Below are 25,874 nucleotides of genomic sequence, written 5' to 3' on the forward strand. Positions count from 1 at the left end.
CCTAAAGATAACGTAGCGATAACATAAACTCTTGTTCTTTGCGCATACCTTTGCAGCATAAGAATAACGAAATAACATAAAATATTTCAATTATGAGAAGAATGATTAAACTGGCTTTTGTAGCTATCGCAGGTTTTACCTGCATGCCGATTGCTGTAAGTGCACAGCAGATGCCTCCGGTACCGGTGGACAAGGAAGTGAGAATAGGTAAACTGGATAACGGACTTACATACTATATCCGTCATAATGAATATCCGAAGAACCAGGTAGACTTCTATATCGCCCAGAAGGTGGGCAGTATCCTTGAAGAGGATAACCAGTGCGGATTGGCGCATTTCCTTGAACACATGTGTTTCAACGGAACAAGGAACTTCCCGGGTAGCTCTATGATAAAATGGCTGGAGTCTGTAGGTGTGAAGTTCGGTTATAATCTGAATGCCTATACCAGCATTGATGAAACTGTATATCGTATCTCCAGTGTACCTACAGAGCGTATCGGGGTACAGGATTCATGTCTTATGATTCTGTCCGACTGGGCTGACGGCCTTTTGCTTGAAGGTAAGGAGATAGACGAGGAACGCTCCGTTATACATGAGGAATGGAGAAGCCAGCTGCCACCGAATATGAGAATAATGGAGAAACTGCTTCCGGAGATATATCCTGACAGCAGATACGGACACCGTCTTCCTATAGGAACTATGGAAGTGGTGGACAATTTCCCGCATCAGGCTCTTCGGGACTATTATGAAAAGTGGTACCGTCCTGACCTGCAGGGTATAGTAGTGGTGGGTGACATTGATGTGGACCGCATAGAAGGCAAGATCAAGGAATTATTCTCAAAGATTGAGAAGCCTGTAAATCCGGCAGAAAGGGTTTACTTCCCTGTAGCCGACAATGAAAAGCCTATTGTCGCTTTCGGTTCGGATAAGGAGCAGGATAAATATGTGGCTCAGATTATGTTCAAGTATGATGCCCTGCCTGATTCATTGAAGGGTACAATGGCTGATGTTACAACCTCTTATCTGCTTGATATGGCCCAGATGATGCTTCAGATAAGACTGAACGAACTGGGACAGAAGGCAGATGCTCCGTTTGCTGTAGCTTCTGCATTTTACGGTGAGTTCATTATGGCAAAGACTAAACAGGCTTTCCAGATGGCTATGGTTCCTAAGGGTAACAGCTTTAACGAAGGACTGAAGGCTGTCTATCGTGAGGCTCTTCGTGCCAAGAGGGGAGGATTTACCGCTACTGAATATGCGCGTTGTCGTACAGAGTATCTTTCTCAGCTTGAAAAGGCATATAACAATCGTAATCAGCAGGAAAACAAGACTCTTGCAGAATCGTATGTACGCAACTTCATCGACAAGAAACCTATACCAGGTATAGAGACGGAATATCAGATGATGAGCATGATTGTGAACCAGATACCTGTGGAAGCTGTAAATCAGGTGTTCTCGCAGATTGTTTCGGATAAGAATTTGGTTGTTCTCGGTATGATGCCTGCACGCGAAGGTGAGTCCTGCCCTAAGGATGAAGATATACTTGCATTGCTTTCTCAGGTGGAAGCCGAAGACATTGCTCCTTACGTAGACAATGTGAAGGACGAGCCTTTGGTAAGCGAATTGCCGACAGCCGGAAAGGTTGTGAAGGAAAACATGCTTTCTGATTTTGGTGCCAAGGAGTGGATTCTTTCAAACGGTGCCAAAGTGATATTGAAGAAAACAGATTTTAAGTCGGATGAGATAAGTATGATGGCGGTTGCCAAAGGCGGTATGTCTGCTTGTGGTAATGATCAGGTTGCTGATCTGCTTTTTATGCCGGTTGTATTGGAACAACATGGTTTGGGTAACTTTACTAACTCGGATTTGAATAAACTGTTGGCTGGTAAGCAAGTTTCTTTGAAGATCTCTTTGGATGATTACATGCGCAGCCTTTCGGGAAATACAACTCCCAAGGACTTGAAAACTTATATGGAAATGCTATACATGACTTTCACTGGACTGAATGTTTCCGAGGATGAGTTTGTTTCTATGCAGAATCTGTATAAAGGATTAATTGAAAACCAAGGACAGAATCCGGCTTTTGTTTTCCAGAAGAAGTTACAGGAATTTTTGTTCGCTTCTCCAATCAAGCGGGTGTTTAGTGTTGATGATATTGAAAAGGCTAGTCGGAAGAACATTCTTGGTATCATTCGGGAACAGCTTATCAATGCGGCAGACTTTACCTTTGTGTTTAGTGGAAATTTTGATGAAGCAGAATTGAAAGTTTTGACTGAACAGTATATTGCTTCTCTTCCTTCTGCAAAAGATAAGAAGTCGGAAGTGAAACTCAACAGCGCAGTGGAAATTAAGTCTGGAAATGAAGAACAGGAATTTGCCATGAAGATGGAAGTACCACAGGGCAGTGCTGCTGTGATTGTGAGTGGTAAGATGCCTTATTCTTTCAAAAACAGATTGCTTGCATCTATGTCGGCACAGCTTATTTCTACTCGTCTGCTCAGTGAAGTACGCGAAAAGGAAGGAGCGGTATATAGCATATATACACAAGGCTCTCAGGACAGACTCTCAGAAATGTCTGTTACATATCAGACTATATTCCAGGTTAAGCCTGAAAAGAAAGACCGTGCGCTTGAAATCATCCGCAGCGAGTTTGAGAAGCTGGCAAAGGAAACTCCTGTGGAGGAACTTGACAAAGTGAAGGAGTTTATGGTGAAGCAAATCACTGAAGACGAACATACCAACAGCTACTGGTGCTCGATGATGGCTGGCAACGAGCTTCTGCCTTCTGAAATCTGTGTGAAGTCTGAACAGACCATACAGTCTATCACTCCTGAAGAAGTTTCCAATTATGTAAATAAAGTGATGAAACAGAATAATTACCGGGTACTGGTAATGATGCCGGACACAAAATAAAACATTTGTCAATGATCTGTGGAGTATAAGAACTGATGGAAACAGATCAAAAAAGCGGTACAGGCGATGGATCTAATATTCCATGTAGTCTGTGCCGCTTTGGTGTATTTTTAAGTGGGGGAATTTTGTTCATCCGAATAACTGCCGGAAGGCTTCTTCTACCTTCCTTACAGGAATAAGTTCTATTTTTATTTTTTTTCTGTCCAGTCCTTGTAAGTTATGTTTCGGAATCAGCATTCGGGTGAATCCAAGTTTTTCAGCTTCACTGATGCGTTGTTCAATGCGATTAACAGGACGGATTTCTCCACTTAGTCCTACTTCGCCTGCCATACATACACCAGCTTCAATTTCTGTATCCATATTGCTGGAAAGAATGGCGCTGATGACGGCAAGGTCTATGGCCGGGTCATTTACTTTCAGTCCGCCTGCGATGTTCAGAAATACGTCTTTCTGTGCTAACTTGAATCCTACTCTTTTCTCCAAGACCGCTAATAACATATTCATACGTCTCAGGTCGAATCCTGTTGCTGAACGCTGAGGCATCCCATAGGCTGCAGTACTGACCAGAGCCTGTACTTCTATGAGGAAAGGACGTATGCCTTCAACTGCACAGGCGATTGCGACTCCACTCATACCTTCATGATCTTGGGTCAGTAATAGTTCCGAAGGATTGCTTACCTGACGGAGACCATCTTGACGCATCTCATAAATGCCTAGTTCGGCTGTACTTCCAAAACGGTTTTTGATGCTGCGGAGGATACGGTACATATAGTGTTGGTCACCTTCAAATTGGAGCACTGTGTCGACAATGTGCTCCAGAACTTTAGGACCCGCTATACTTCCTTCTTTGTTGATGTGTCCGATCAGGATAACAGGCGTTCCGGTTTCTTTCGCAAACTTTAAAATAGGCGCTGAACATTCGCGAACCTGCACGATACTTCCGGGAGAAGAATCTATGGTTTCTGTCGAAATTGTTTGTATGGAGTCGATAATGACCAGATCAGGAGCCGTATTTTTGATGTTGGTGAAAATCTGTTCCAAAGACGTTTCACAGGCAATCAATAAGTCTGAGTTTGCCGGATGAGGAATACGGTCTGCACGGAGTTTGAGCTGACGTGCGCTTTCTTCTCCGGAAATGTAAAGTACTTTTTTCTGGGAAAGGCGTAAAACAGTTTGTAGAATAAGGGTTGATTTTCCAATGCCAGGTTCTCCACCGATTAGGGTTAGAGATCCTTCTACCAAACCTCCACCCAATACACGGTTCAGTTCTTCATCTCCCATGTCAATACGTTGTTCTTCTCCTGCGGTGATTTCATGCAATAGTTGAGGTTTGGATCGTATGGATTCAATTCCGTGTGCTACATGTTTTGCAACAGGAGCTTCTTTGCGTACAACTTCTTCTACAAATGTATTCCATTGTCCGCATGACGGACATTTTCCAGCCCATTTGGGAGATTCCTGTCCACAATTGGTGCAGACATAAACTGTTTTTTCCTTTGCCATAATGTATCTAGGGTTTATTGTGCAAAAATACAATGGACAGGATAATGTAGGTTGGGGACCGAGTTAAAGAAGTTAAAAGAACGGGCAGAATCAGAGATCGTTTTTGCAGGGTTTGTATAATACTTTCGCAAGGTGAAGGCTTGGATTTGCTTTCCTCAATATGGAGTGGAATAAAAAAAAAGTATGTTTTTTCTTTATAAAAATAATGATTTGTAGAAAAATGTTATTACATTTGCTGCCATAAGAACTTTTAACAATGACTTTATACAATCTCTATATGATGACAATGGCGGGTGCAGGGCATACAATGCTGATGTCCGCAGGTACCTGGGGGATGACCCTTCGGGGTTAGAGAATGTATATAAGTGTTTCTACGTGATACACGCCTGTAAATAACGGGCAATCTTTTTTTCCAATAGTTTTATTTTGTATAACAACATTATTCCGTAAAAGTTTTCCGGGAGAAAGGAAGAACGGAATAACATTTTATTCATTACCCATGAAAGTATTGAAGTTTGGCGGTACATCCGTTGGATCCGTAAATAGTATGTTGAGTGTTAAGAAGATCGTAGAAGCAGTAGACGATCAGGTTATTGTTGTAGTTTCAGCATTAGGTGGCATTACTGATAAGTTGATAGCAACTTCACGTTTGGCCGCAGCTGGCGATTCTTCTTATGAAAAGGGCATGAAAGAAATTGTGAACCGCCATATCGAAATGGTATATACTGTGATTCCGGCAGGAAAAGAGCGTGAAGTCTTGCTGGATCAGGTTAATGGTTTGCTGAGTGAATTAAAAGATATTTTTCAAGGTATTTATCTGATTCATGACCTTTCTCCGAAAACTTCTGCTACTATTGTCAGCTATGGAGAACGTTTATCATCCAGTATTGTAACGGTTCTGATAAAAGATGCAGTCTGGTTTGATTCACGTACATTCATAAAGACGGAAAAGAAGCATAATCGCCATATATTAGATTCAGAACTGACTTCTCATCTGGTTAGAGAAGCTTTTAAAGATGCTCCTTCCATATCAATTGTTCCGGGATTTATTTCAACGGATAAGCAGACGGGTGAAGTGACGAATCTGGGACGTGGAGGTTCTGATTATACAGCTTCCATTATAGCTGCTTCTCTGGATGCAGACAGACTGGAAATCTGGACAGATGTTGACGGATTTATGACTGCTGATCCGAAAGTGATCAGTACGGCTTATCCCATTACTGAGTTAAGCTATGTTGAAGCTATGGAGCTTTGTAACTTCGGTGCAAAAGTGGTTTATCCTCCTACGATCTATCCGGTTTGTCATAAGAATATTCCTATTCTGGTAAAAAATACATTTAATCCAGATGCACCGGGTACGATTATCAAGCAAGAGGCAAATCATTTTTCCAAGCCGATCAAGGGTATTTCTTCCATCAATGATACATGTCTGATTACGATGACCGGATTAGGAATGGTGGGAGTGATCGGAGTAAACCATCGTATCTTCAAGACTTTGGCTGAGAATGGAATCAGTGTATTCCTGGTGTCTCAGGCTTCTTCTGAAAACTCGACTTCTATCGGTGTCCGTAATGAAGATGCTGCTTTGGCATGCAATGTTCTGAATGAAGAATTTGCGAAGGAAATCGAAATGGGAGAGATTTGCCCGATGATGGCCGAAGGCGGACTGGCTACTGTGGCTATTGTAGGTGAGAATATGAAACATACTCCGGGTATAGCCGGAAAACTGTTCGGTACTTTGGGACGCAATGGTATCAATGTGATTGCTTGTGCACAAGGAGCGTCTGAAACCAATATATCTTTTGTGGTAGCCGGAGATTCTTTGCGCAAGACCTTGAATGTAATTCATGATTCATTCTTCCTTTCCGAATATCAGGTATTGAATCTTTTTATCTGTGGTATCGGAACTGTAGGAGGAAGTTTGATTGAACAGATTCATAGCCAGCAGGAGAAATTGAAACGTGAGCGAGGTCTGAAATTACATGTAGTGGGTATAGCCAATGGACACCGGGCTTATTTTACCCGAGATGGAATAGATCTGTGCAATTATCGGCAAGAACTTGAAGAAAAAGGAATACCCTCTTCTCCTCAAGTATTGCATGATGAAATCATCGGCATGAATATATTTAATTCCGTTTTTGTTGATTGTACGGCCAGTGCAGACATTGCGGGTCTTTATAAAGACTTTCTGAAGCATAATATTTCCGTGGTGGCAGCAAATAAGATTGCCGCTTCATCGGAGTATGATATCTATGCTGAATTGAAACATATAGCTCGTCAGCGTGGAGTAAAATTCCTTTTCGAAACCAATGTGGGAGCTGGATTACCTATTATCAATACCATTAATGATTTGATCAACAGTGGTGACAAGATCCTGAAGATTGAGGCTGTGGTGAGCGGCACCTTGAATTATATATTTAATACGATCAGTGAAAAGGTGCCTTTGAGTGAAACCATTCGCCGGGCAAAAGAAGAGGGATATTCTGAACCGGATCCACGAATTGATTTGAGTGGCAAAGATGTGATCCGGAAGTTAGTGATATTAGCTCGTGAGGCCGGATATCGATTGGAACAGGAAGATGTAGAGAAGCACCTTTTTATTCCGGATGATTTGTTTAATGGTTCTTTGGATGATTTCTGGAAGAATGTATCTTCTTTGGATGCAGATTTTGAGGCTCAGCGCAAACGGTTGGATGCAGAAGGAAAACGCTGGCGTTTTGTTGCCCGGTTGGAAAATGGAAAAGGTGTTGTAGCTTTGGAAGAGGTAGATCGTCATCATCCTTTTTATAACCTGGAAGGAAGCAACAATATTATTTTGCTGACAACAGAACGCTATAAGGAATATCCGATGCTGATACAGGGATACGGAGCTGGAGCGGGAGTGACAGCGGCCGGTGTATTTGCGGATATTATGAGCATAGCTAATATTTAAGGTACTAACCTGATAAAAATACCGTAATTATGAAGCATATCATTATTTTGGGTGATGGTATGGCCGATTGGTCCGTCCCTTCACTGAATGGAAAAACATTGTTGCAGTATGCATATACTCCCTATATGGATATGTTGGCTGCTATGGGGCAAACTGGTATGTTGAAAACGGTAGCTGATGGATTTCATCCGGGAAGCGAAGTCGCCAATATGTCGGTAATGGGCTATGATTTGCCGACAGTATATGAAGGACGTGGAGTACTTGAAGCCGCTAGTATCGGAGTGGAGCTGCAGCCCGGTGATATGGCGATGCGTTGTAATTTGGTTTGTGTAGAAGGGGATATTCTGAAAAATCATTCTGCAGGACATATTACAACGGAAGAAGCAGATGTGCTGATCCGTTATCTGGAAGATAAGCTGGGAACTGATAATATTCATTTTTATACAGGAGTGCAGTATCGGCATTTGTTGGTTGTGAAAGGAGGTGACAAGCGGTTAGCCTGTGTGCCTCCCCATGATATACCTCTGCAACCTTTCCGTCCTAATCTGATTCAGGCAGAATGCCCGCAGGCTCAGGAAACAGCTCATCTGTTGAATACATTGATTTTAAAATCGCAGGAGTTGCTGGCCGGTCATCCGTTGAATCTGCAAAGAAAGGCAGAAGGAAAAGATCCGGCTAACAGCATCTGGCCCTGGAGTCCGGGATATCGTCCCCGGATGACTCCGCTTTCACAAAAATATCCTTCTATTCGCAAGGGGGCTGTAATTACAGCTGTTGATTTGATCCGGGGGATAGGGCATTATGCAGGCTTGCGCTGTATTGATGTAGAAGGAGCAACCGGACTTTATACTACTAATTACGAAGGGAAGGCTCAGGCTGCTCTGGAAGCATTGCGTACGGATGATTTTGTGTATTTGCATATTGAGGCCAGTGATGAGGCCGGTCATGAAGGAGATATTCCTTTAAAGTTACAGACAATAGAAAATCTGGACCGGCGTGTCGTCGGGCCGATTTATGAAACAGTAAAAGACTGGGAGGAACCCGTGGCTATCGCAGTACTGCCGGATCATCCGACTCCCTGTGCTCATCGTACTCATACGGCAGAACCTGTTCCATTTCTGATTTGGCATAAAGGTATTCAGCCTGATGGCGTTACTGAATATAGTGAAACAGCTTGCCAAAATGGTTGTTGTGGCCATTTGGAGAAGGACGAGTTCATGAACCTGTTTTTAGGAGATTTATAAATTAACCTGTCAAACGTAAAATAGATACCTATGAAATATTACAGCACTAACCGAAAGGCTTCAGATGTAACTTTGGAAGAAGCCGTTGTAAAAGGACTGGCTGCAGACCGCGGTCTATATATGCCTCACAATATTCGTATTTTGCCTGCATCCTTTTATGAACAGATAGATCAGTTGTCTTTTCAGGAAATAGCTTCTCAGGTTGCAGATGCATTCTTTGGAGAAGATGTTCCGGCTGAAACTTTGAAGCAGATTGTCTATGATACATTGAGTTTTGATGTTCCGGTGGTTCGTGTGAAAGAAAATATTTATTCTTTGGAACTCTTTCATGGGCCTACTTTGGCTTTCAAGGATGTAGGCGGACGTTTTATGGCCCGTCTGCTGGGTTATTTCATACGAAAAGAAGGCAAGCGTCAGGTGAATGTGCTGGTTGCAACATCTGGAGATACAGGCAGTGCGGTAGCCAATGGATTTCTGGGAGTGGAAGGTATTCATGTCTATGTGCTTTATCCGAAAGGTAAAGTTAGTGAGATACAGGAGAAACAGTTTACGACCCTGGGACGCAATATTACGGCAGTAGAGGTGGATGGAACTTTCGATGACTGTCAGGCTTTGGTCAAAAGCGCATTTATGGATCAGGAATTGAATGAACGGATGCAGCTGACTTCCGCAAATTCAATTAATGTTGCTCGTTTTTTGCCTCAGGCTTTTTATTATTTCTATGCCTATGCTCAAATGAAGAAACTGGGCAGGGAAAAGGAGCTTGTTGTCTGTGTACCTAGTGGAAACTTCGGTAATATTACAGCCGGACTTTTTGCCAAACGGATGGGGTTGCCGGTGAAGCGGTTTATTGCAGCCAATAACCAGAATGACATTTTTTATCAATATCTGAAAACTGGTCAGTATGCTCCGAAACCTTCCGTGCAGACCATTGCTAATGCCATGGACGTTGGCGATCCCAGCAACTTTGCCCGAATTCTGGATTTGTATGAAGGAAGCCATGATGCAATTGCTTCTGAGATCAGTGGTGAAACTTATACAGATGACCAGATCAGGGAAACAGTCCAGCTGACTTATGATGAGACTGGCTATTTGCTGGATCCGCATGGAGCCTGTGGCTATCGGGCCTTGTCTGAAAATCTACAGCCAGGAGAAGTTGGTGTTTTCCTGGAAACAGCTCATCCGGCTAAATTCTTACATACGGTAGAGGATATCATCGGTACAGATATAAATATTCCGGAAAAGCTTAAAGCTTTCATGAACGGAACCAAACAGTCTGTTCCAATGTCGCAAAACTTTATGACTTTCAAAGAATGGCTATTGAAACAATAGCATAGCAAGATTTTTTTGAAGCTAACTGTTTGTTGATGTGAGAGGACGCTTTGGAATAGGATTGTTCATATTCTGAAAGCGTCTTCTTTTCTATTATTTTCAGAGAAAAGCGGATACATACTTTTCTTGTAAAAGGATATTCTTTACCTTTGCCGCAAATTAAGTAAACATGGGAAAAGGTAAATTAGTAAAGTTTGCAGATATGGCGGAATATCCGCATGTGTTTGAATATCCGTATTCAGTGGCTGACGAAGTTCCTTTTGAAATGAAAGGAGACTGGAATCGTGATTTTTTTAAAAATGATCATCCGATTGTTCTGGAGCTGGGCTGTGGCAGAGGTGAATATACCGTAGGATTAGCCCGCCGTTATCCGGAAAAGAATTTTATCGGGGTTGATATCAAAGGAGCGAGAATGTGGACTGGTGCAACGGAAGCTTTGCGGGAAGGATTGAAAAATGCTGCCTTTTTGCGTACCAATATTGAAATCATAGATCGTTTCTTTGCACCGGGTGAGGTGAGTGAAATCTGGCTGACTTTCTCTGATCCTCAAATGAAGAAGGCAACGAAGCGTCTGACTTCTACTTATTTTATGAATCGCTATCGGAAATTCTTGATTCCCGACGGACTTGTTCATCTGAAGACTGACAGTAATTTCATGTTTACTTATACAAAGTATATGATTGAGACCAACCATTTGCCGGTTGATTTTATGACGGATGATCTGTATCACTCAGGAATGGATGATGACATTCTGAGCATTCGTACTTATTATGAACAGCAATGGCTGGACCGTGGACTGAATATCAAGTATATCAAATTCCACTTGCCGCAGGAAGGTGAATTGCAGGAACCCGATGTGGAAATCGAACTGGATGATTACCGCAGTTACAACCGGAGCAAACGGAGTGGATTGAAAACAAGTAAATAAAAACAGATATGACTCTTTATCCTAAATTGATTCTTGACGCATTGGCTACCGTGCGTTATCCGGGTAACGGAAAGAATATTGTGGAAGCTGAGATGGTGGCTGACAATCTTCGTATTGATGGAATGAAGGTCAGTTTCTCACTGATCTTTGAGAAACCGACTGATCCTTTTATGAAATCGGTTGTCAGAGCAGCAGAAACTGCTATTCATACGTATGTTTCAAAAGAGGTGGAAGTAACGATTGCTACTGAAAGCAAGCAGGCTGCACGTCCTGAACCGGGCAAGATGCTTCCGCAGGTAAAAAACGTAATTGCTGTTTCATCTGGTAAAGGAGGTGTCGGCAAGTCTACGGTAGCTGCGAACCTGGCTGTAGCGCTGGCAAAACTGGGATATAAGGTTGGACTGCTGGATGCTGATATTTTCGGCCCTTCCGCTCCTAAGATGTTTCAGGTGGAAGATGCACGTCCTTATGCAGAAACCATTGACGGACGTGATCTGATCATTCCGGTTGAAAAATACGGTATCAAGCTGTTGTCTATCGGCTTTTTTGTAGATCCGGATCAGGCAACTTTATGGCGTGGGGGTATGGCCAGCAATGCGCTGAAGCAACTTGTTGGAGATGCCAACTGGGGAGATCTGGATTATTTCGTGTTGGATACTCCTCCGGGTACCAGTGATATCCATTTGACTTTGCTTCAGACTTTGGCAATTACCGGAGCTGTGATTGTCAGTACTCCGCAGGAAGTTGCCTTGGCTGATGCACGCAAGGGGATTAACATGTATACCAATGATAAAGTGAATGTGCCTATATTGGGATTGGTGGAGAATATGGCTTGGTTTACTCCGGCTGAACTTCCGAATAACCGTTATTATCTGTTTGGCAAGGAAGGAACCAAACGTCTGGCTGAAGAATTGAATGTTCCTCTGTTAGGACAGATTCCTATCGTACAGAGCATCTGTGAAAATGGTGACAAGGGTACTCCGGCTGCACTGGATGAAAATTCTGTAACGGGACAGGCTTTCATCGAACTGGCACGCAATGTTGTAGCTCAGACAGAAAAGCGAAATGCCGAACTGGCTCCTACACAAATCGTAGAGACACATAAGTAATATCTGATAAATATCTATAAATCTCTAAATTCTAAACCATGATTCGAAAAATCAGTCTGACGGCTTGTCTCCTTGGAGCAGTAGCCGGTTATGCACAGACAACCACATCGCTGGCTGGATTTTCCTATGGCGATGTTGCGGCTCCAACGGGGAAAGAATGGGAGTCGCCTCAAGAGTTGGCATTGAACAAAGAACAGCCTCGTGCCTGGTTCTTTGCTTTTTCCAATGTAGATGAAGCACGTAAGGTGCTTCCTCAGCACAGTCCTTATTGGATGTCATTGGATGGTACCTGGAAGTTTAATTGGGTTGGAAACCCGGAAGAACGTCCGGCCGATTTTTATCAGCCGGCCTATGATGTATCTGCATGGGATGATGTTACAGTTCCGATGCAGTGGAATGTTGCAGGTATTCAGAAAGACGGTTCCCTGAAATATGGTGTTCCCATTTATGCCAATCAGCCGGTTATTTTCCAGCATAAGGTGGAAGTAGGCGACTGGAAAGGTGGTGTGATGCGTACTCCTCCCAAGGATTGGGTTACTTACAAGCATCGGAATGAAGTAGGCTCTTACCGTCGCACTTTTACTGTTCCTGCCGGATGGGAAGGACGTGAAGTATATATCAACTTTGATGGTGTATCTTCTTTCTTCTATTTGTGGGTGAACGGACATTACGTAGGTTTTTCCAAGAACTCACGTAATACGGCTTCTTTTGATGTGACACCTTATTTAAATAAGGAAGGCGGGAACGTTGTAGCTGTCGAAGTTTATCGTAATTCCGACGGTTCATTCCTGGAAGCACAGGATATGTTCCGTTTGCCGGGTATTTTCCGTTCTGTATCCTTGACCTCTACTTCAAAAGTACAGGTACGTGACTTGCGTGTAATTCCTGATCTGGATGCAAACTATGAAAACGGATCGGCTACCATTACTGCTGATATCCGTAATCTGGACAAGAAAACAGCAAAAGGATATACCATGTCTTATACCTTGTATGCCAATAAGCTGTATTCAGATGAAAATACTTCTGTGTCAGGAGTAAATGCTTCAGCTCCGGTTCTGGAACTGAAGAAAGGTGAAAGTACTTCAGCGGTAACTACACTGGAAGTAAAGGCTCCGAACAAGTGGTCTGCAGAAACTCCTTATCGTTATACACTGGTTGGTCAGCTGAAAGATAAGAAAGGTCGTGTTGTAGAGACGGTATCTACCAGCTTCGGTTTCCGTAAAGTGGAAATTAAAGATACTCCGGCATCTGCTGATGAATTCGGACTGGCCGGACGTTATTATTATATCAATGGCAAGCCGGTGAAACTGAAAGGTGTGAACCGTCAGGAAATTTCTCCGGAAACAGGTAATACCATTACAGCCAAACAAATGGAAGAAGAAATCATGCTGATGAAGCGTGGTAACATCAACCATGTCCGTAACTCACACTATTCTTGTCAGAATATCTGGTATTATCTGTGTGATAAGTATGGTATTTATCTGGAAGATGAAGCCAATATCGAAAGCCATGAATATTATTACGGTGAAGAATCTTTGTCTCATGTTCCTGAATTCGAAGCAGCTCATGTGGCACGTGTAATGGAACTGGCTCACGAACATGTCAATGCTCCTTCTATTGTTATCTGGTCGCTGGGTAATGAGGCCGGACCGGGTGTGAACTTTGTGAAGGCTTATGATGCCCTGCATCGTTTTGATGCTTCCCGTCCTGTACAGTATGAGCGCAACAATGACATTGTAGACATGGGTTCCAACCAGTATCCGTCAATTCCCTGGGTACGCGAGGCTGTAAAAGGTAAGTATGATATCAAGTATCCGTTCCATATCTCAGAATATGCTCACTCAATGGGTAATGCAGTAGGTAACCTGATTGATTACTGGCAGGCTATTGAATCAACAAATTTCTTCTGCGGTGCTGCGATCTGGGACTGGGTGGATCAGGCCTTGTATACTTATGATCCGAAGACCGGTGACCGTTATCTGGCTTATGGTGGTGACTTCGGTGATAAACCCAACAGCGGTATGTTCTGTATGAACGGAATCCTTTTCCCGGGTCATCGTCCGAAACCGCAGTACTACGAAGTAAAGAAAGTCTACCAGAATGTAGGTGTCAAGGCTGTTGACATGACAAAAGGTGAAATTGAAGTATTCAATAAGGCTTACTTCACTCCGTTGAGTGGTTATCAGATGGTATGGTCGCTCTATAAAGATGGCCAGAAAGTACAGGAAAGTACGGCTTTCCGTGGTCCTCGTAATATCGTAGGTCCTCGTGAAAGTGTCCGCTATGCTATTCCTTATGATTTCGCATCTCTGGATCCTCAAAGTGAATATTTCGTAAAAGTACAGTTCCTGCTGGCTCAGGATGAACCTTGGGCTAAGAAAGGCTTTGTACAGATGGAAGAACAGCTTCCGGTGAAAGCAGCAGGAGTAAATCCTTCATTGAAGGAAGTAACAGCTTCGATGGCTAAACCGAAAATGACGGAAGAAGGAGATTTTACCCGTGTGGAAGGCAATGGATTCGTGGCAGTATTTGATAATAAACAAGGTACTTTGCACAGCTTGGTATACAACGGCAAGCAGATGCTTCGTGAAGGTGAAGGCCCGAAACTGGATGCATTGCGTGCTCCGACAGATAACGATAACTGGATGTATCAGCCCTGGTATCAGAATGGATTGCATAATCTGAAACACAAAGTGGTAGCCTTGAAGGTACTTGAAGGAAACAAGGGAAAGAGCAATACCATTCAGCTGATGTATACGGTTGAGTCTCAGGCTCCGAATGCAGCGGCTTTGCTTGGCGGAACTTCCGGTAGATATTCAGTGAAGGAAGATACAAGTAAGCCATTCGGACCGGATGACTTCAAGTTTACGACTAACCAGATCTGGACTATTTATGCAGACGGTTCTATTGAACTTCAGTCAGGCATCACATCCAATAACTCTTCATTGGTATTGCCCCGTATCGGCTATGCCATGCAGTTGCCGGAGGTACTTCAGCAGTATACTTACTATGGACGTGGACCTCAAAACAACTACAATGACCGTAAGACAGGTGCCTTTATTGAGCAGCATACAAGCACGGTTAAAGACCAGTTTGTAGACTTCCCGAAACCTCAGAGTATGGGTAACCGTGAAGAAGTACGCTGGTGTGCTCTGACTGACAAGGAAGGCAATGGTGTTGAATTTGTGATGAATCATCCGTTGTCTGTATCAGCATTGCCGTGGTCTGCACTCGAAATGACACTTGCTCCGCATCCTTACCAGCTGCCGAAGTCAACCGGTACCCATTTGCATCTGGATGCAGCCGTAACCGGTTTGGGCGGTAACAGCTGTGGACAGGGAGGACCGTTGGAACAGGATCGTGTGAAAGCCGGTAACTACGAAATGAGCTTTGTTATTCGTCCGGTAAAGAATGGTGATTATGTACAGACTGCAAAGGTTGCTGAGGCTGGTGAAATGCCTTTGTCTGTTTCCCGTTCACGTAACGGACTGGTAACAATTACTTCTCCGAAAGCAGGTGCTCAGATCGAGTATTCACTGAACGGAAGCAAGAAAAAGCAAGCCTATACAGAACCGTTTGATTTGCGTGACGGAGGTACGGTGACTGCCTGGTATAAAGATAACAAGGCCGTAAGCGTTTCTTTCTCTTACAGCAAGATCGAGACTATTCCTTTGGAAGTGGTTTATGCATCCAGCGAAGAAGTCGGTTACGGAGATGCTGCCAATCTGGTTGACGGAGATCCCAATACCACCTGGCATACAATGTTCTCAGTAACGGTTGCTCAGTATCCTCACTGGGTAGACTTTGATGCAGGAGAAGTAAAGACCATCAAGGGATTTGTGTATATGCCTCGTCAGGATGGCGGTTCCAATGCTGTGATCAAGGATTACAAACTGGAAGTCAGCATGGACGGCAAGAACTGGGGCGAACCGGTAGCGAAAGGAACTTTTGCACGCGGAAACAAAGCTCAGAAAGTCATGCTTGACCAGCCTGTTAAGGCACGTTACATCCGCTTCACTGGATTGAACTCTCAGAATGGTGCTGATTATGCAGGTGGTGCAGAATTCTCTGTACTGGCAGATTGATGCAGAAATAAGAACTGCCGGATTTCCCGGTAAGGTTTGATAACGGATTGGGAGCCGGAAATATTCTTGAGATCAGGAATGTTTCCGGCTTCTGATTTTTCAGGGGAATGTCAGTCCTTGAATTCCAGTTCCAGCTGGATCCATTCCGGTTGGTCTGACGCGTTCTGACTTTCTTCCCTGGGGTTGGAGACTGCCAGTCCAAGCAGACGGATCGGGTGATGTTCGTAGTCAACTTCCTTCAGAAGCTGCTTGGCCAGCGGAAGAATGTTTTCCAGTTTGTCCAAAGCATAGCGTACGCTGATGCTCCGGGTGATTTGTGTAAAGTCATGAAACTTGACTTTCAGTGTCAGGGTACTTCCCTGGAAACCTTTGGCAGACAGGCGTTCCGTCAGTTCCCGTGCCACGTGGTATAGCTCGATGATCACAGAAGAGCGTAATGTGATATCTTTTTCCAGTGTGTGCTCACACCCGATGGACTTGCGGATTCGTACAGCTTCCACTGGACGGTGATCGATTCCACGGGCAAACTCATAATATAACTTTCCGGCTTTTCCAAACTGGCGGGTCAGCATGTCCAGTGAACATTGTCTGAGGGTTGCTCCGTTATAGATCCCCAGACTGTGCATTTTTTTAGCCGTGACGGGGCCTACTCCCCAGAACTGTTCGATCGGCAGACGGTCGATGAATTCCTGTGCCTGTTTGGGATGAATGGTGCAGAGACCGTCTGGTTTTCGGTAGTCAGAAGCCACTTTGGCCAGAAACTTATTGTAAGAAATACCGGCAGATGCTATCAGATGGAGTTCTTCCCGGATGCGGCGCTTGATCTCCCGGGCAATGTCTACTGCCAGTTCGATACCTTTCTTGTTTTCCGTTACATCCAGAAAAGCTTCGTCCAGTGAGATGGGTTCAATCAGATCCGTATAGTCGTGGAAGATCTGATGAATCTGTGCAGACACCTGTTTGTATGTTTCCATGTGTCCTTCAACGAAGATCAGTTGCGGGCAAATTTTAATTGCCTGTTGCGAAGGCATGGCAGAACGGACGCCGAATTTGCGTGCTTCGTAACTGGCAGCTGCTACCACTCCCCGTTTCTCGGCGTGTCCGACGGCGATGGGTTTTCCTTTCAGTTCAGGGTGGTTGCGTTGCTCTACGGAGGCATAAAAAGCGTCCATGTCAATGTGAATAATTTTACGGTTTTCGTTCATAAACAGGCAACTTCTATGCAAAATTAATGAAAGTTTCTTGGGCTATCCTGAAAATCTTATGTATTTTTGCCCGTGATTGCAAATTTTAGGACAAGCCTTATGATGAAAGATGAAATTAAAAAAGCATGCGAAGTCATGCAGAAAGGTGGTGTAATCCTGTATCCTACCGATACGGTTTGGGGAATAGGTTGTGATGCTACCAATGAAGAGGCGGTGAAGCGCGTGTACGAAATCAAGCAACGTTCAGACAGCAAGGCGATGCTGGTCTTGGTGGATAGCCCGGTAAAAGTAGACTTCTATGTACAGGATGTTCCCAGTGTAGCCTGGGATCTGATAGAACTGACGACAAAGCCTTTGACGGTAATCTATGACGGTGCCCGTAATTTGGCTCCTAATCTGCTGGCGGAGGACGGCAGTGTGGGAATACGTGTCACTAATGAAGAATTTTCCAAACAATTATGTTTCCGTTTCCGGAAAGCAATCGTTTCTACCTCAGCCAATATCAGCGGACAGCCGGCTCCTGCCGTGTTCAGTGAAATCAGTGAGGAAATTAAGCAGGCTGTCGATTACGTTGTAGACTATCGCAGGGAAGAAACCGGCCATCCTAAACCATCCAGTATTATCAAACTGGGCCGGACAGGTGAAGTTAAGGTGATCAGAGAATAAAGTGACGGAGATGAGATAATGAAAATAGTGGATGAAAAGTTTAATTTGCTTCAACGGTTTATCAGCTGGAGAGAAAAGCATATAACCGATAAGCAGTTCATTCTTGTTCTGAGTCTGTTGGTCGGTCTCTTTACGGCACTGGCTGCTTATGTCTTGAAGTTTCTGGTAGAATATATCAAGGAATTCCTGACTGAGAACTTTGATTCAACGGGTGCCAACTGGCTCTATCTGGTTTATCCGGTTGTCGGAATTCTGCTGACCAGCCTTTTTATTCGGAAAGTTGTGCGTGATGATATCAGTCACGGAGTCACGAAGATCTTGTATGCCATTTCTCGAAAGCAGAGCCGCATCAAGCGGCATAATATCTGGTCGTCAGTCTGTGCTTCTGCCATTACCATCGGAATGGGTGGTTCAGTAGGAGCCGAAGCCCCGATTGTATTGACCGGTTCTGCCATAGGTTCCAATCTTGGAAGTATCTTTCGTCTGGATCATAAAACGCTGATGCTGCTTGTCGGTTGTGGAGCGGCCGGAGCTGTATCAGGTATCTTCAAGGCACCCATTGCCGGACTGGTCTTTACCCTGGAAGTATTGATGATTGACTTGACGATGGCATCCTTGCTTCCTTTGCTGATTACCAGTGTGACGGCTGCTTCCGTTTCTTATCTGTTAACCGGAACAGAAGCCATGTTCCAGTTTCATCTGGATTATCCGTTTGCACTGGAACGTATTCCTTATGCCATTGCCCTGGGAATCTTTTGCGGACTGGTGGCCTGGTATTTTACCCGGGCTATGAACTGGATTGAAAACATTTTCCGGCGTTATACAAATCCTTATGTCAAGTTTGTGATCGGAGCTGCTATGCTGAGTATCCTGATCTTCCTTTTCCCTCCGCTCTATGGTGAAGGATATGATACGATTACTTTGCTGCTGAACGGAACTTCGTCTACTGACTGGGATACGGTGATGAACAATTCATTCTTCTATGGTCATAGCAGTTTGCTGGTTGTCTATCTGTTGCTGATCATTTTGTTTAAGGTGTTCGCTTCGAGTGCAACCAATGGCGGAGGCGGATGTGGTGGTATCTTTGCACCGAGTCTGTTCTTGGGGTGTATTGCCGGTTTTGTATTCTCATACGTCTGCAACGAATTCAGAATCGGTGATGTCTTCATTCCTGAAAAGAACTTTGCACTGATGGGAATGGCCGGACTGATGTCCGGAGTCATGCATGCTCCCCTGACCGGTGTCTTTCTGATTGCCGAACTTACGGGCGGTTATGGACTGTTCCTGCCTCTGATGATTGTTTCCGTCTGTGCATACCTGACAATCATTGTGTTCGAGCCTCACAGCATTTACTCCATGCGTCTGGCCAAGAAGGGAGAACTGATTACCCATCACAAGGACAAGGCCGTTCTGACAATGATGAACATTGAAAGCGTGATGGAAACCAATTTTCTGCCGGTACGTCCGGATATGGATTTGGCTGAAATGGTGAAAGTGATTTCCAAATCAACCCGAAATCTGTTCCCGGTCGTAGAGGCCAATGGTGTTCTGATCGGTATTGTGGTATTGGATGATATCCGTCATTTTATGTTCCGTCAGGAGTTGTACCACCGTTTCTATGTGGATAAATTCATGAGAAAGCCTCAGGAGCGGATCTATACAAATGACTCGATGGAAGAAGTGATGCATAAGTTTGATAAGACTGGAGCCTGGAACTTGCCGGTTGTAGATGAGAACAACAAGTATAAAGGCTTTGTATCCAAATCGAAGATGCTGAATACGTACCGCCAGGTTCTGGTGGACTTTTCAGCCGAATAATCTAAACGCTAAAGAATATATGGACAAGAAAGATTTGCGAATTGTATATATGGGTACTCCTGAGTTTGCCGTAGAAAGCTTGCGGCGGCTGGTAGAAGGAGGATATAATGTAGTCGGAGTTATAACAATGCCCGACAAGCCGATGGGACGTCACGGCAGTGTGCTGCAGCCCAGTGTGGTCAAACAGTATGCCGTATCGCAGGGACTGAAAGTGCTTCAGCCGGAAAAACTGAAGGATGAGGCTTTCCTTGAAGAGTTGCGTGCGCTGAAAGCTGACTTGCAGATTGTGGTTGCTTTCCGCATGTTGCCTGAAGTTGTCTGGAACATGCCCCGTCTGGGAACTTTTAATCTCCATGCTTCTCTGCTCCCGCAGTACCGTGGAGCTGCTCCGATCAACTGGGCAGTGATGAACGGAGATACGGAAACCGGAATTACGACTTTTTTCCTGAAACACGAAATTGATACGGGAGAAATTATCGATCAGGTAAAAGTGCCGATTGCAGATACCGACAATGTGGAGATCGTATACGACCGTTTGATGAAACTGGGTGGCGATCTGGTACTGAAAACGGTAGATGCCATTCTTGATGGAACGGTGAAAACGATTCCTCAGGAGTGTCTGACACAGAATGTCGAGTTGCGTCCGGCACCGAAAATCTTTAAAGAAACCTGCCGTATAGACTGGAGAAAAGGAGTAAAACATGTCTATGACTTTGTGCGGGGCTTGTCTCCTTATCCTGCTGCATGGACGGAACTTTGTGCGGGAGAAGCTGCTCCGGTAATGCTTAAACTGTTTGAAACCCGTAAATTGTTTCAAACGCATGATCTGCAACCCGGAACTGTCGTGAGTGACGGAAAGACCTTCTTTCATATAGCTTCGACCGATGGTTTCGTAGATGTACTTTCCTTGCAGCTGGCCGGTAAAAAGCGGATGCAGGTAGAAGATTTCCTGAGAGGATATCGTCTGGCTGAGCATATGCAAGTGCGATAAGTAAAAAAAGAATGCTTTCGGATGCAGTATTTTCGTAATCGAATCATTTATCTGTAAAAAGAACGAGGGAAAACCGGAATATGGGAGAGGAAGAGTTGGCATTGCAATGCAAACAAGCAAATAACAGAGCCCGCAAGCAGTTGTATGAACAGTATGGCGGTCTTTTAATGGCTATTTGCCTCCGATATACGGGTGATAAAGAAGCGGCTGAAGATGTTTTGCACGACGGCTTTATCCGTATTTTTCAGTCCATAGGCCGGTTTTCCTATCAGGGTGAAGGCTCGTTGCGGGCATGGCTTTCACGTGTAATGGTCAATGAGGCGTTGGGATACCTGCGTAAAAAGAACTTGCAGATACAGCAGGAAGTATTGATGGATGACATACCCGACACACTGGAAGCAGATGACGGCGACATGAATGAAATCCCCCGTTCTGTATTGATGAAGATGATTGCAGAGCTTCCCGACGGTTATCGGACGGTGTTCAACTTGTATGTTTTTGAGGAAAAGAGCCACAAGGAAATTGCAGCTTTACTGGGCATTACTGAACATACATCTTCTTCGCAGTTTTACCGTGCGAAAACTTTGCTGATAAAAAAGATAAATGAATATAGAAAGAAATTATAAGTGATGAAGAACGAAGATAAGTGGATACAGGACATTCGGAACCGGATGGAGGATTATTCTGAACCGCTGACTGCCGGAATGTGGGAGCAGCTGGAGTCAGAACTGGATACTCCCAAGGTTATTCCTATGTGGCGGAAATGGCAGGCTGCCGCAGCTGCTGTATTGGTGCTGGCCGTTTCTTCATTGACTCTATGGTTCTGGTCTTCTCCGGAAGCTGATAAGTTAAGTAAGGAAAGCCGGATTGCCCAACAGCAGATTGAGGAAGCTGTACAGCCTGTTGTGACTCCGGTGGAACCGGTTTCTGAACCCGATGCCGGGCAGCTGGCAAAGGTAAGCGAACCTCTTCCTCGTGCGGCTAAAGTGCTGCTGGCTGTTCAAAATCCGGTCATCGCGGCTGAAGAGAATGTAACGGAACCTGTTCCGGAAGCAGATATGGTTGCACAGCCTGTGGAAACGCGTACGGGAGAGCAGGCAGAGCAGCCGTCAAAAGAGAAGGCGGAAGAGAATATCCGGAAGCTCCGTGCAGCGGACAGAAAACAGTTGAGACAGAAAAGTGAGCAGGCGATGAACTTACGTTCCAAAGGCAAGAAGCAGAACTGGTCTGTGGGAGTGACTGCCGGAAACATCCCGTATTCAAACACCAATACTTTCAATGGATTCAGCCGTCTGACTTCAAGAACGGCAACTCCTGCCATCAATGAAGTTTGTATGGCGCCTCTGGATGATAATACCGTGGCTTACAGTACGATCCTGACCAGTGAACGGGAGCAGACTTCGAACACGCATATCCATCATCATGTTCCGGTCACTGCCGGTATGTCGTTCAAATGGAATCTGACTCCTCAGTGGGCCGTAGAAACAGGGCTGATGTATACTTATCTGTCTACGGACCTGACTTCCGGTTCGGACAGGAACTATTGGAAGGATAAGCATAAGCTGCATTACCTGGGGATTCCGTTAAAAGTGCATCGCAATATCTGGTCGAATGAACGTTTTGGCTTTTATGGATCTGCAGGAGGGATGCTGGAAAAATGTGTATCAGGAACTCTGGAAACCGTATATGTCATCAATAATGAAGAGCGGGAGTCTGAATCCCATTCTTTGAAAGTCAGCTCCCTGCAATGGTCTGTGTCTGCAGCCGTCGGTGCACAGGTAAACTTTACCCGTCAGCTGGGATTGTATGTGGAACCGGGTGTGGTATATTATTTTGATGATCATAGTGGTATAGAAACAATCCGGAAGGAGCATCCTTTGAATTTTAACTTGCAGATGGGGCTTCGTTTCAGCTTTCCCTGATGCGTGAAGACCGGACAGAACCGGGCAAAAAATTGACCGCACGATCGGCCCGCAACGACCGCACGATGAGGCTTCAACGACCGCTCGATTCAGCCGCATCGACCGCACGATTCGGGCGAATCGTCTGCACGTTGTCCAGGCATCGGCCAGACACCTCTGGAACAGGGTTTTGTCACCGGATTTCCCATCTACATACTTTGCTTTTTCCCGCAAGAAGACAAATTTTCCATGCGTGGCCTTTCTTTTCCCGAAAGATTCTGTTACCTTTGTTCAATCATGTTTAAATCAAGTGTAAAATGAAGAATGAGATACTGATTTCCCCCTCCTTGTTGTCGGCAGACTTTGGCAACTTGAAAGCAGATTTGGATAAAATCAATGCCAGCGAGGCAGACTGGCTGCATATTGACATCATGGACGGAGTCTTTGTACCGAACATTTCGTTTGGCTTTCCTGTCTTGAAATATGTAGCTGAACTGTCGAAGAAACCGCTGGATGTACATCTGATGATTGTACAGCCTGAGAAGTTTATCCGGGAAGTGAAAGACCTGGGTGCCATGATGATGAATGTGCATTTTGAGGCTTGTCCGCATTTGCACCGGGTGGTGCAGCAGATCAAGGAAGCAGGAATGAAGGCAGGGGTTACCCTGAATCCGGCAACACCGGTTTCCATGCTGGCAGATATCATTGAAGAAGTGGATATGGTATTGCTGATGAGTGTCAATCCGGGATTTGGCGGACAGAAGTTCATTCCCCACACGCTGAAAAAAGTACGCGAGTTGCGTGAGCTGATTACTGCAACAGGTTCCCATGCGTTGATTGAAGTGGATGGAGGAGTGAATCTCCAGACTGCTCCTTCATTGATAGAAGCCGGAGCAGACGTACTGGTGGCAGGTAATGCCGTATTTAAAGCCGATGACATGATCGGTACCATTCATCAACTGAAAAATATGAAATAGTAAATTGGGAACTGTTCCCCATTTGATAACTTATCCTTTATTCCGGTTGACCATGGCACTGGCAACCGGAATTTTTTTATTCGACAGATTTCTGGCGGACTGCTGTTCTCTTGAACTGGCTCTGCTGGGACTGGTGCTTTCTGTTGTGGCTGCTGCGGCCTGTCATGGAATGTCACGTCCGGCTGTGAGATATGTGTTCGGAGCAGTAACCTTCCTGTGTTTTTTCTGGCTGGGAGGAATCCTTTATCTGATGGAAGACCGGCAGGTCTCCTATGAATGGCCGTCGGATGAAGTTGCTTATCAGGGAGTAGTGGAAACCGTTCCCCAGCGTAAGGGGAAGACCTGGCAGGCTCAGGTGAAGGTCATGTCCTGGAAGCCGGCAGGTGATTCTCTTCAGGCAACCGGACAGTGGAAGAAAGTGGATCGCTCCATACTGCTTTACTGGATGCCTGATACGACCGGACAGACCATCTTGCAGTGTGGGGACAAGATTTGTTTCTATGCATCGGTGAGCCGTCCTGTATCAGATGTTGATTTTTCGGGGTTCGACTATGGTGCTTATCTGCACCGGCAGGGGATCAGTGGAACCGGACTGGCTTTTGCCGGACGGTGGATGCGTCTGGAGCGGGCCGGGAGCCGGGGATTCAGGCAACAGGCTTTGCTGGTGCGGGAGCTTGTGGTCAGACGGTATGAAGAGTGGGGGCTGGACGGAGATGTTCTGGCTGTGGTTTCTGCGCTTACGGTCGGGGATAAAAGCGATCTGACTCCTGAGTTGAAAGCAACATACAGTGCTTCGGGGGCCAGTCATGTGTTGGCATTGTCAGGCTTGCATATCGGGATACTGGCGGGTATTCTGACTTTACTGCTTTATCCGTTGCGCCTGTTTCCTTTGGGCAGATCCCTGACAGGTGTCCTGACTGTACTGTTGTTGTGGGCTTTTGCTTTTCTGTCCGGACTCAGTGCTTCAGTGGTACGTGCTGTGACGATGTTCTCTCTTTATGTGGGAGCTTCCTTTTTCCTGGAAGGACGTTTCTCCGGATTCCTGTCTTTGTCGCTTGCCGCTTTTCTGATGCTGTTATACCGTCCGTTCTATTTGTTTGATGTCAGTTTTCAGTTGTCTTTTCTGGCAGTATGGGGAATACTGCTGTTTTATCCTGTATTCTCAGGCTGGCTGCCGGCCGGCTGCCGTCGGATTCGCTGGTTATGGAACACCCTCTCAGTTTCAATGGCAGCACAATTGGGGACACTTCCCTTTGTTCTGTTCTATTTCGGTGCCTTTCCCACATACTTTCTGCTGGCCAATTTACTGGTAACTCCGCTGGCTGTTTGTATTTTAGGCAGTTCGCTGGCGGCTTTGGCCTTTGAGAGAATTCCCTGGATGGGAGAACGTGCGGCTGATCTCGTCCGTCTTTCGGCCGAAGCATTGAATGGCAGTATGTTCCAGATTCAGCAGCTGTCCGGTTCGCAGGTAACGTCTGTCTATATCTCCGGCTTTCAGCTGGTCTTGTGCTATCTGCTACTGGCCCTGCTATATGCTTATTGGACTGGAAAGCGGAAACATGTCCTGATTTCCTTCCTGATTGTACTGAACGTACTGCTGGGTACCCGGATTCTTGACTGGATAAAGCCCGTGGATGAACGGCTGTATTTTGCCCGGTCGGAACTCTACTCCAGACGCAGGCAAAGCCTGACCCGGCTGGCAGAAGCAGACGGAGTTTACCGGATAGACAGCTTATCCGTCGGACTGATGAAAAGCAGTCGCTGGAAGGGAAAGCAGGCCGCTTCCCGGTTGCCACTGGACTATGCTTATATCTGTCGGGGATTCAAAGGAAATATAACTTCCCTGAGCCGTGTTTTTGAATTGAAGCATGTCGTTCTTGACCTGTCACTGAGTGATGCTTACCGGCTGTCATTGAAGGAGGAATGCAAGAAGCTGGGGATACCTTGTGTTGAAATTTCTTCGAAAGGTTCTTGGGGAATTGTTCGGCAGAATCTAAAATAAACACATAGCGAAAAAGTAAATTTGGGCAGAGCGTAGCGAATTAGCTGATAGAGCGTTCGTTACGCTTTGTTTTTCTATGGGACAGAGCCAACGAAATACCACCTCGAAGCCAAACGGTGCAGAAGTTCAGTTACCACCTCGTTACTCCCGTAACGGGTGCAGATTTCTTGCTAAACGGTTCTGTTTCTGCGTTTTGCGTCGATTTACATAGCTGTCGGTAACTCACTAATAACTAATTTTGTAACCAAAAAAGGAGTGAGTTATGCGTA

General features: G+C 45.1%; 16 protein-coding genes. 14 read left to right on the plus strand and 2 right to left on the minus strand.

What is annotated here, in order from left to right:
* Positions 1 to 92 precede the first annotated feature (92 nt).
* A complete protein-coding gene (locus BACCOPRO_RS14475) occupies positions 93 to 2,912 on the plus strand; it encodes a M16 family metallopeptidase (RefSeq protein ID WP_040311573.1) in 2,820 nt (939 codons plus the stop codon).
* Positions 2,913 to 3,041: 129 nt separating this feature from the next.
* Here BACCOPRO_RS14475 and radA read toward each other — a convergent pair whose 3' ends face one another.
* Positions 3,042 to 4,415: a DNA repair protein RadA gene (radA, locus tag BACCOPRO_RS14480; protein WP_008144781.1), complete on the minus strand. Its 1,374-nt coding sequence runs from the start codon at positions 4,413 to 4,415 to the stop codon at positions 3,042 to 3,044.
* Between the two features lie 499 nt (positions 4,416 to 4,914).
* Between radA and thrA the strand changes: the two genes are divergently transcribed.
* The 6 genes from thrA (at position 4,915) to BACCOPRO_RS14510 (ending at position 16,045) form a co-directional block, all read left to right on the plus strand.
* Positions 4,915 to 7,347: a bifunctional aspartate kinase/homoserine dehydrogenase I gene (thrA, locus tag BACCOPRO_RS14485; protein WP_008144783.1), complete on the plus strand. Its 2,433-nt coding sequence runs from the start codon at positions 4,915 to 4,917 to the stop codon at positions 7,345 to 7,347.
* 29 nt (positions 7,348 to 7,376) lie between these two features.
* Entirely contained in the window at positions 7,377 to 8,591 is a 1,215-nt protein-coding gene (locus BACCOPRO_RS14490) for a cofactor-independent phosphoglycerate mutase (protein WP_008144784.1), read from the plus strand.
* Positions 8,592 to 8,621: 30 nt separating this feature from the next.
* Positions 8,622 to 9,923, plus strand: a complete 1,302-nt coding sequence (gene thrC, locus BACCOPRO_RS14495) for a threonine synthase (protein ID WP_008144785.1) — start codon at positions 8,622 to 8,624, stop codon at positions 9,921 to 9,923.
* Between the two features lie 169 nt (positions 9,924 to 10,092).
* Positions 10,093 to 10,851: a tRNA (guanosine(46)-N7)-methyltransferase TrmB gene (gene trmB / locus BACCOPRO_RS14500; protein WP_008144786.1), complete on the plus strand. Its 759-nt coding sequence runs from the start codon at positions 10,093 to 10,095 to the stop codon at positions 10,849 to 10,851.
* Between the two features lie 8 nt (positions 10,852 to 10,859).
* A complete protein-coding gene (locus BACCOPRO_RS14505; RefSeq protein ID WP_008144787.1) occupies positions 10,860 to 11,960 on the plus strand; it encodes an Mrp/NBP35 family ATP-binding protein in 1,101 nt (366 codons plus the stop codon).
* Between the two features lie 41 nt (positions 11,961 to 12,001).
* On the plus strand, positions 12,002 to 16,045 hold the full coding sequence (locus tag BACCOPRO_RS14510; RefSeq protein WP_373920411.1) for a glycoside hydrolase family 2 TIM barrel-domain containing protein: 4,044 nt from the start codon (positions 12,002 to 12,004) through the stop codon (positions 16,043 to 16,045).
* A 110-nt stretch (positions 16,046 to 16,155) separates the two neighbouring features.
* Here BACCOPRO_RS14510 and dinB read toward each other — a convergent pair whose 3' ends face one another.
* The gene (gene dinB, locus BACCOPRO_RS14515; protein WP_008144790.1) at positions 16,156 to 17,250 is read right to left on the minus strand and encodes a DNA polymerase IV; all 1,095 of its coding nucleotides are present in this window, start codon (positions 17,248 to 17,250) and stop codon (positions 16,156 to 16,158) included.
* Between the two features lie 102 nt (positions 17,251 to 17,352).
* Between dinB and BACCOPRO_RS14520 the strand changes: the two genes are divergently transcribed.
* From BACCOPRO_RS14520 to BACCOPRO_RS14550, 7 genes are all read left to right on the plus strand, one after another.
* The gene (locus tag BACCOPRO_RS14520) at positions 17,353 to 17,916 is read left to right on the plus strand and encodes an L-threonylcarbamoyladenylate synthase (RefSeq protein ID WP_040311594.1); all 564 of its coding nucleotides are present in this window, start codon (positions 17,353 to 17,355) and stop codon (positions 17,914 to 17,916) included.
* An 18-nt stretch (positions 17,917 to 17,934) separates the two neighbouring features.
* On the plus strand, positions 17,935 to 19,734 hold the full coding sequence (locus BACCOPRO_RS14525; RefSeq protein ID WP_008144794.1) for a chloride channel protein: 1,800 nt from the start codon (positions 17,935 to 17,937) through the stop codon (positions 19,732 to 19,734).
* Positions 19,735 to 19,753: 19 nt separating this feature from the next.
* Positions 19,754 to 20,725, plus strand: coding sequence for a methionyl-tRNA formyltransferase (gene fmt / locus BACCOPRO_RS14530; RefSeq protein ID WP_008144796.1), 972 nt, complete (start codon positions 19,754 to 19,756; stop codon positions 20,723 to 20,725).
* An 80-nt stretch (positions 20,726 to 20,805) separates the two neighbouring features.
* Positions 20,806 to 21,351, plus strand: a complete 546-nt coding sequence (locus BACCOPRO_RS14535; protein ID WP_008144798.1) for an RNA polymerase sigma factor — start codon at positions 20,806 to 20,808, stop codon at positions 21,349 to 21,351.
* Positions 21,352 to 21,354: 3 nt separating this feature from the next.
* The gene (locus tag BACCOPRO_RS14540) at positions 21,355 to 22,647 is read left to right on the plus strand and encodes an outer membrane beta-barrel protein (RefSeq protein WP_040311574.1); all 1,293 of its coding nucleotides are present in this window, start codon (positions 21,355 to 21,357) and stop codon (positions 22,645 to 22,647) included.
* 296 nt (positions 22,648 to 22,943) lie between these two features.
* On the plus strand, positions 22,944 to 23,603 hold the full coding sequence (rpe, locus tag BACCOPRO_RS14545; RefSeq protein ID WP_008144803.1) for a ribulose-phosphate 3-epimerase: 660 nt from the start codon (positions 22,944 to 22,946) through the stop codon (positions 23,601 to 23,603).
* A gap of 52 nt (positions 23,604 to 23,655) precedes the next feature.
* A complete protein-coding gene (locus BACCOPRO_RS14550; RefSeq protein WP_008144805.1) occupies positions 23,656 to 25,605 on the plus strand; it encodes a ComEC/Rec2 family competence protein in 1,950 nt (649 codons plus the stop codon).
* Positions 25,606 to 25,874: the final 269 nt, after the last annotated feature.

This window comes from Phocaeicola coprophilus DSM 18228 = JCM 13818 (assembly GCF_000157915.1).
Lineage (GTDB): Bacteria > Bacteroidota > Bacteroidia > Bacteroidales > Bacteroidaceae > Phocaeicola > Phocaeicola coprophilus.

Coding starts and splice junctions, on each gene's coding strand:
- BACCOPRO_RS14475 (WP_040311573.1), top strand. CDS start 93: ATGAGAAGAATGATTAAACTGGCTTTTGTAGCTATCGCAGGTTTTACC.
- radA (WP_008144781.1), bottom strand. CDS start 4,415: ATGGCAAAGGAAAAAACAGTTTATGTCTGCACCAATTGTGGACAGGAA.
- thrA (WP_008144783.1), top strand. CDS start 4,915: ATGAAAGTATTGAAGTTTGGCGGTACATCCGTTGGATCCGTAAATAGT.
- BACCOPRO_RS14490 (WP_008144784.1), top strand. CDS start 7,377: ATGAAGCATATCATTATTTTGGGTGATGGTATGGCCGATTGGTCCGTC.
- thrC (WP_008144785.1), top strand. CDS start 8,622: ATGAAATATTACAGCACTAACCGAAAGGCTTCAGATGTAACTTTGGAA.
- trmB (WP_008144786.1), top strand. CDS start 10,093: ATGGGAAAAGGTAAATTAGTAAAGTTTGCAGATATGGCGGAATATCCG.
- BACCOPRO_RS14505 (WP_008144787.1), top strand. CDS start 10,860: ATGACTCTTTATCCTAAATTGATTCTTGACGCATTGGCTACCGTGCGT.
- dinB (WP_008144790.1), bottom strand. CDS start 17,250: ATGAACGAAAACCGTAAAATTATTCACATTGACATGGACGCTTTTTAT.
- BACCOPRO_RS14520 (WP_040311594.1), top strand. CDS start 17,353: ATGAAAGATGAAATTAAAAAAGCATGCGAAGTCATGCAGAAAGGTGGT.
- BACCOPRO_RS14525 (WP_008144794.1), top strand. CDS start 17,935: ATGAAAATAGTGGATGAAAAGTTTAATTTGCTTCAACGGTTTATCAGC.
- fmt (WP_008144796.1), top strand. CDS start 19,754: ATGGACAAGAAAGATTTGCGAATTGTATATATGGGTACTCCTGAGTTT.
- BACCOPRO_RS14535 (WP_008144798.1), top strand. CDS start 20,806: ATGGGAGAGGAAGAGTTGGCATTGCAATGCAAACAAGCAAATAACAGA.
- BACCOPRO_RS14540 (WP_040311574.1), top strand. CDS start 21,355: ATGAAGAACGAAGATAAGTGGATACAGGACATTCGGAACCGGATGGAG.
- rpe (WP_008144803.1), top strand. CDS start 22,944: ATGAAGAATGAGATACTGATTTCCCCCTCCTTGTTGTCGGCAGACTTT.
- BACCOPRO_RS14550 (WP_008144805.1), top strand. CDS start 23,656: ATGGCACTGGCAACCGGAATTTTTTTATTCGACAGATTTCTGGCGGAC.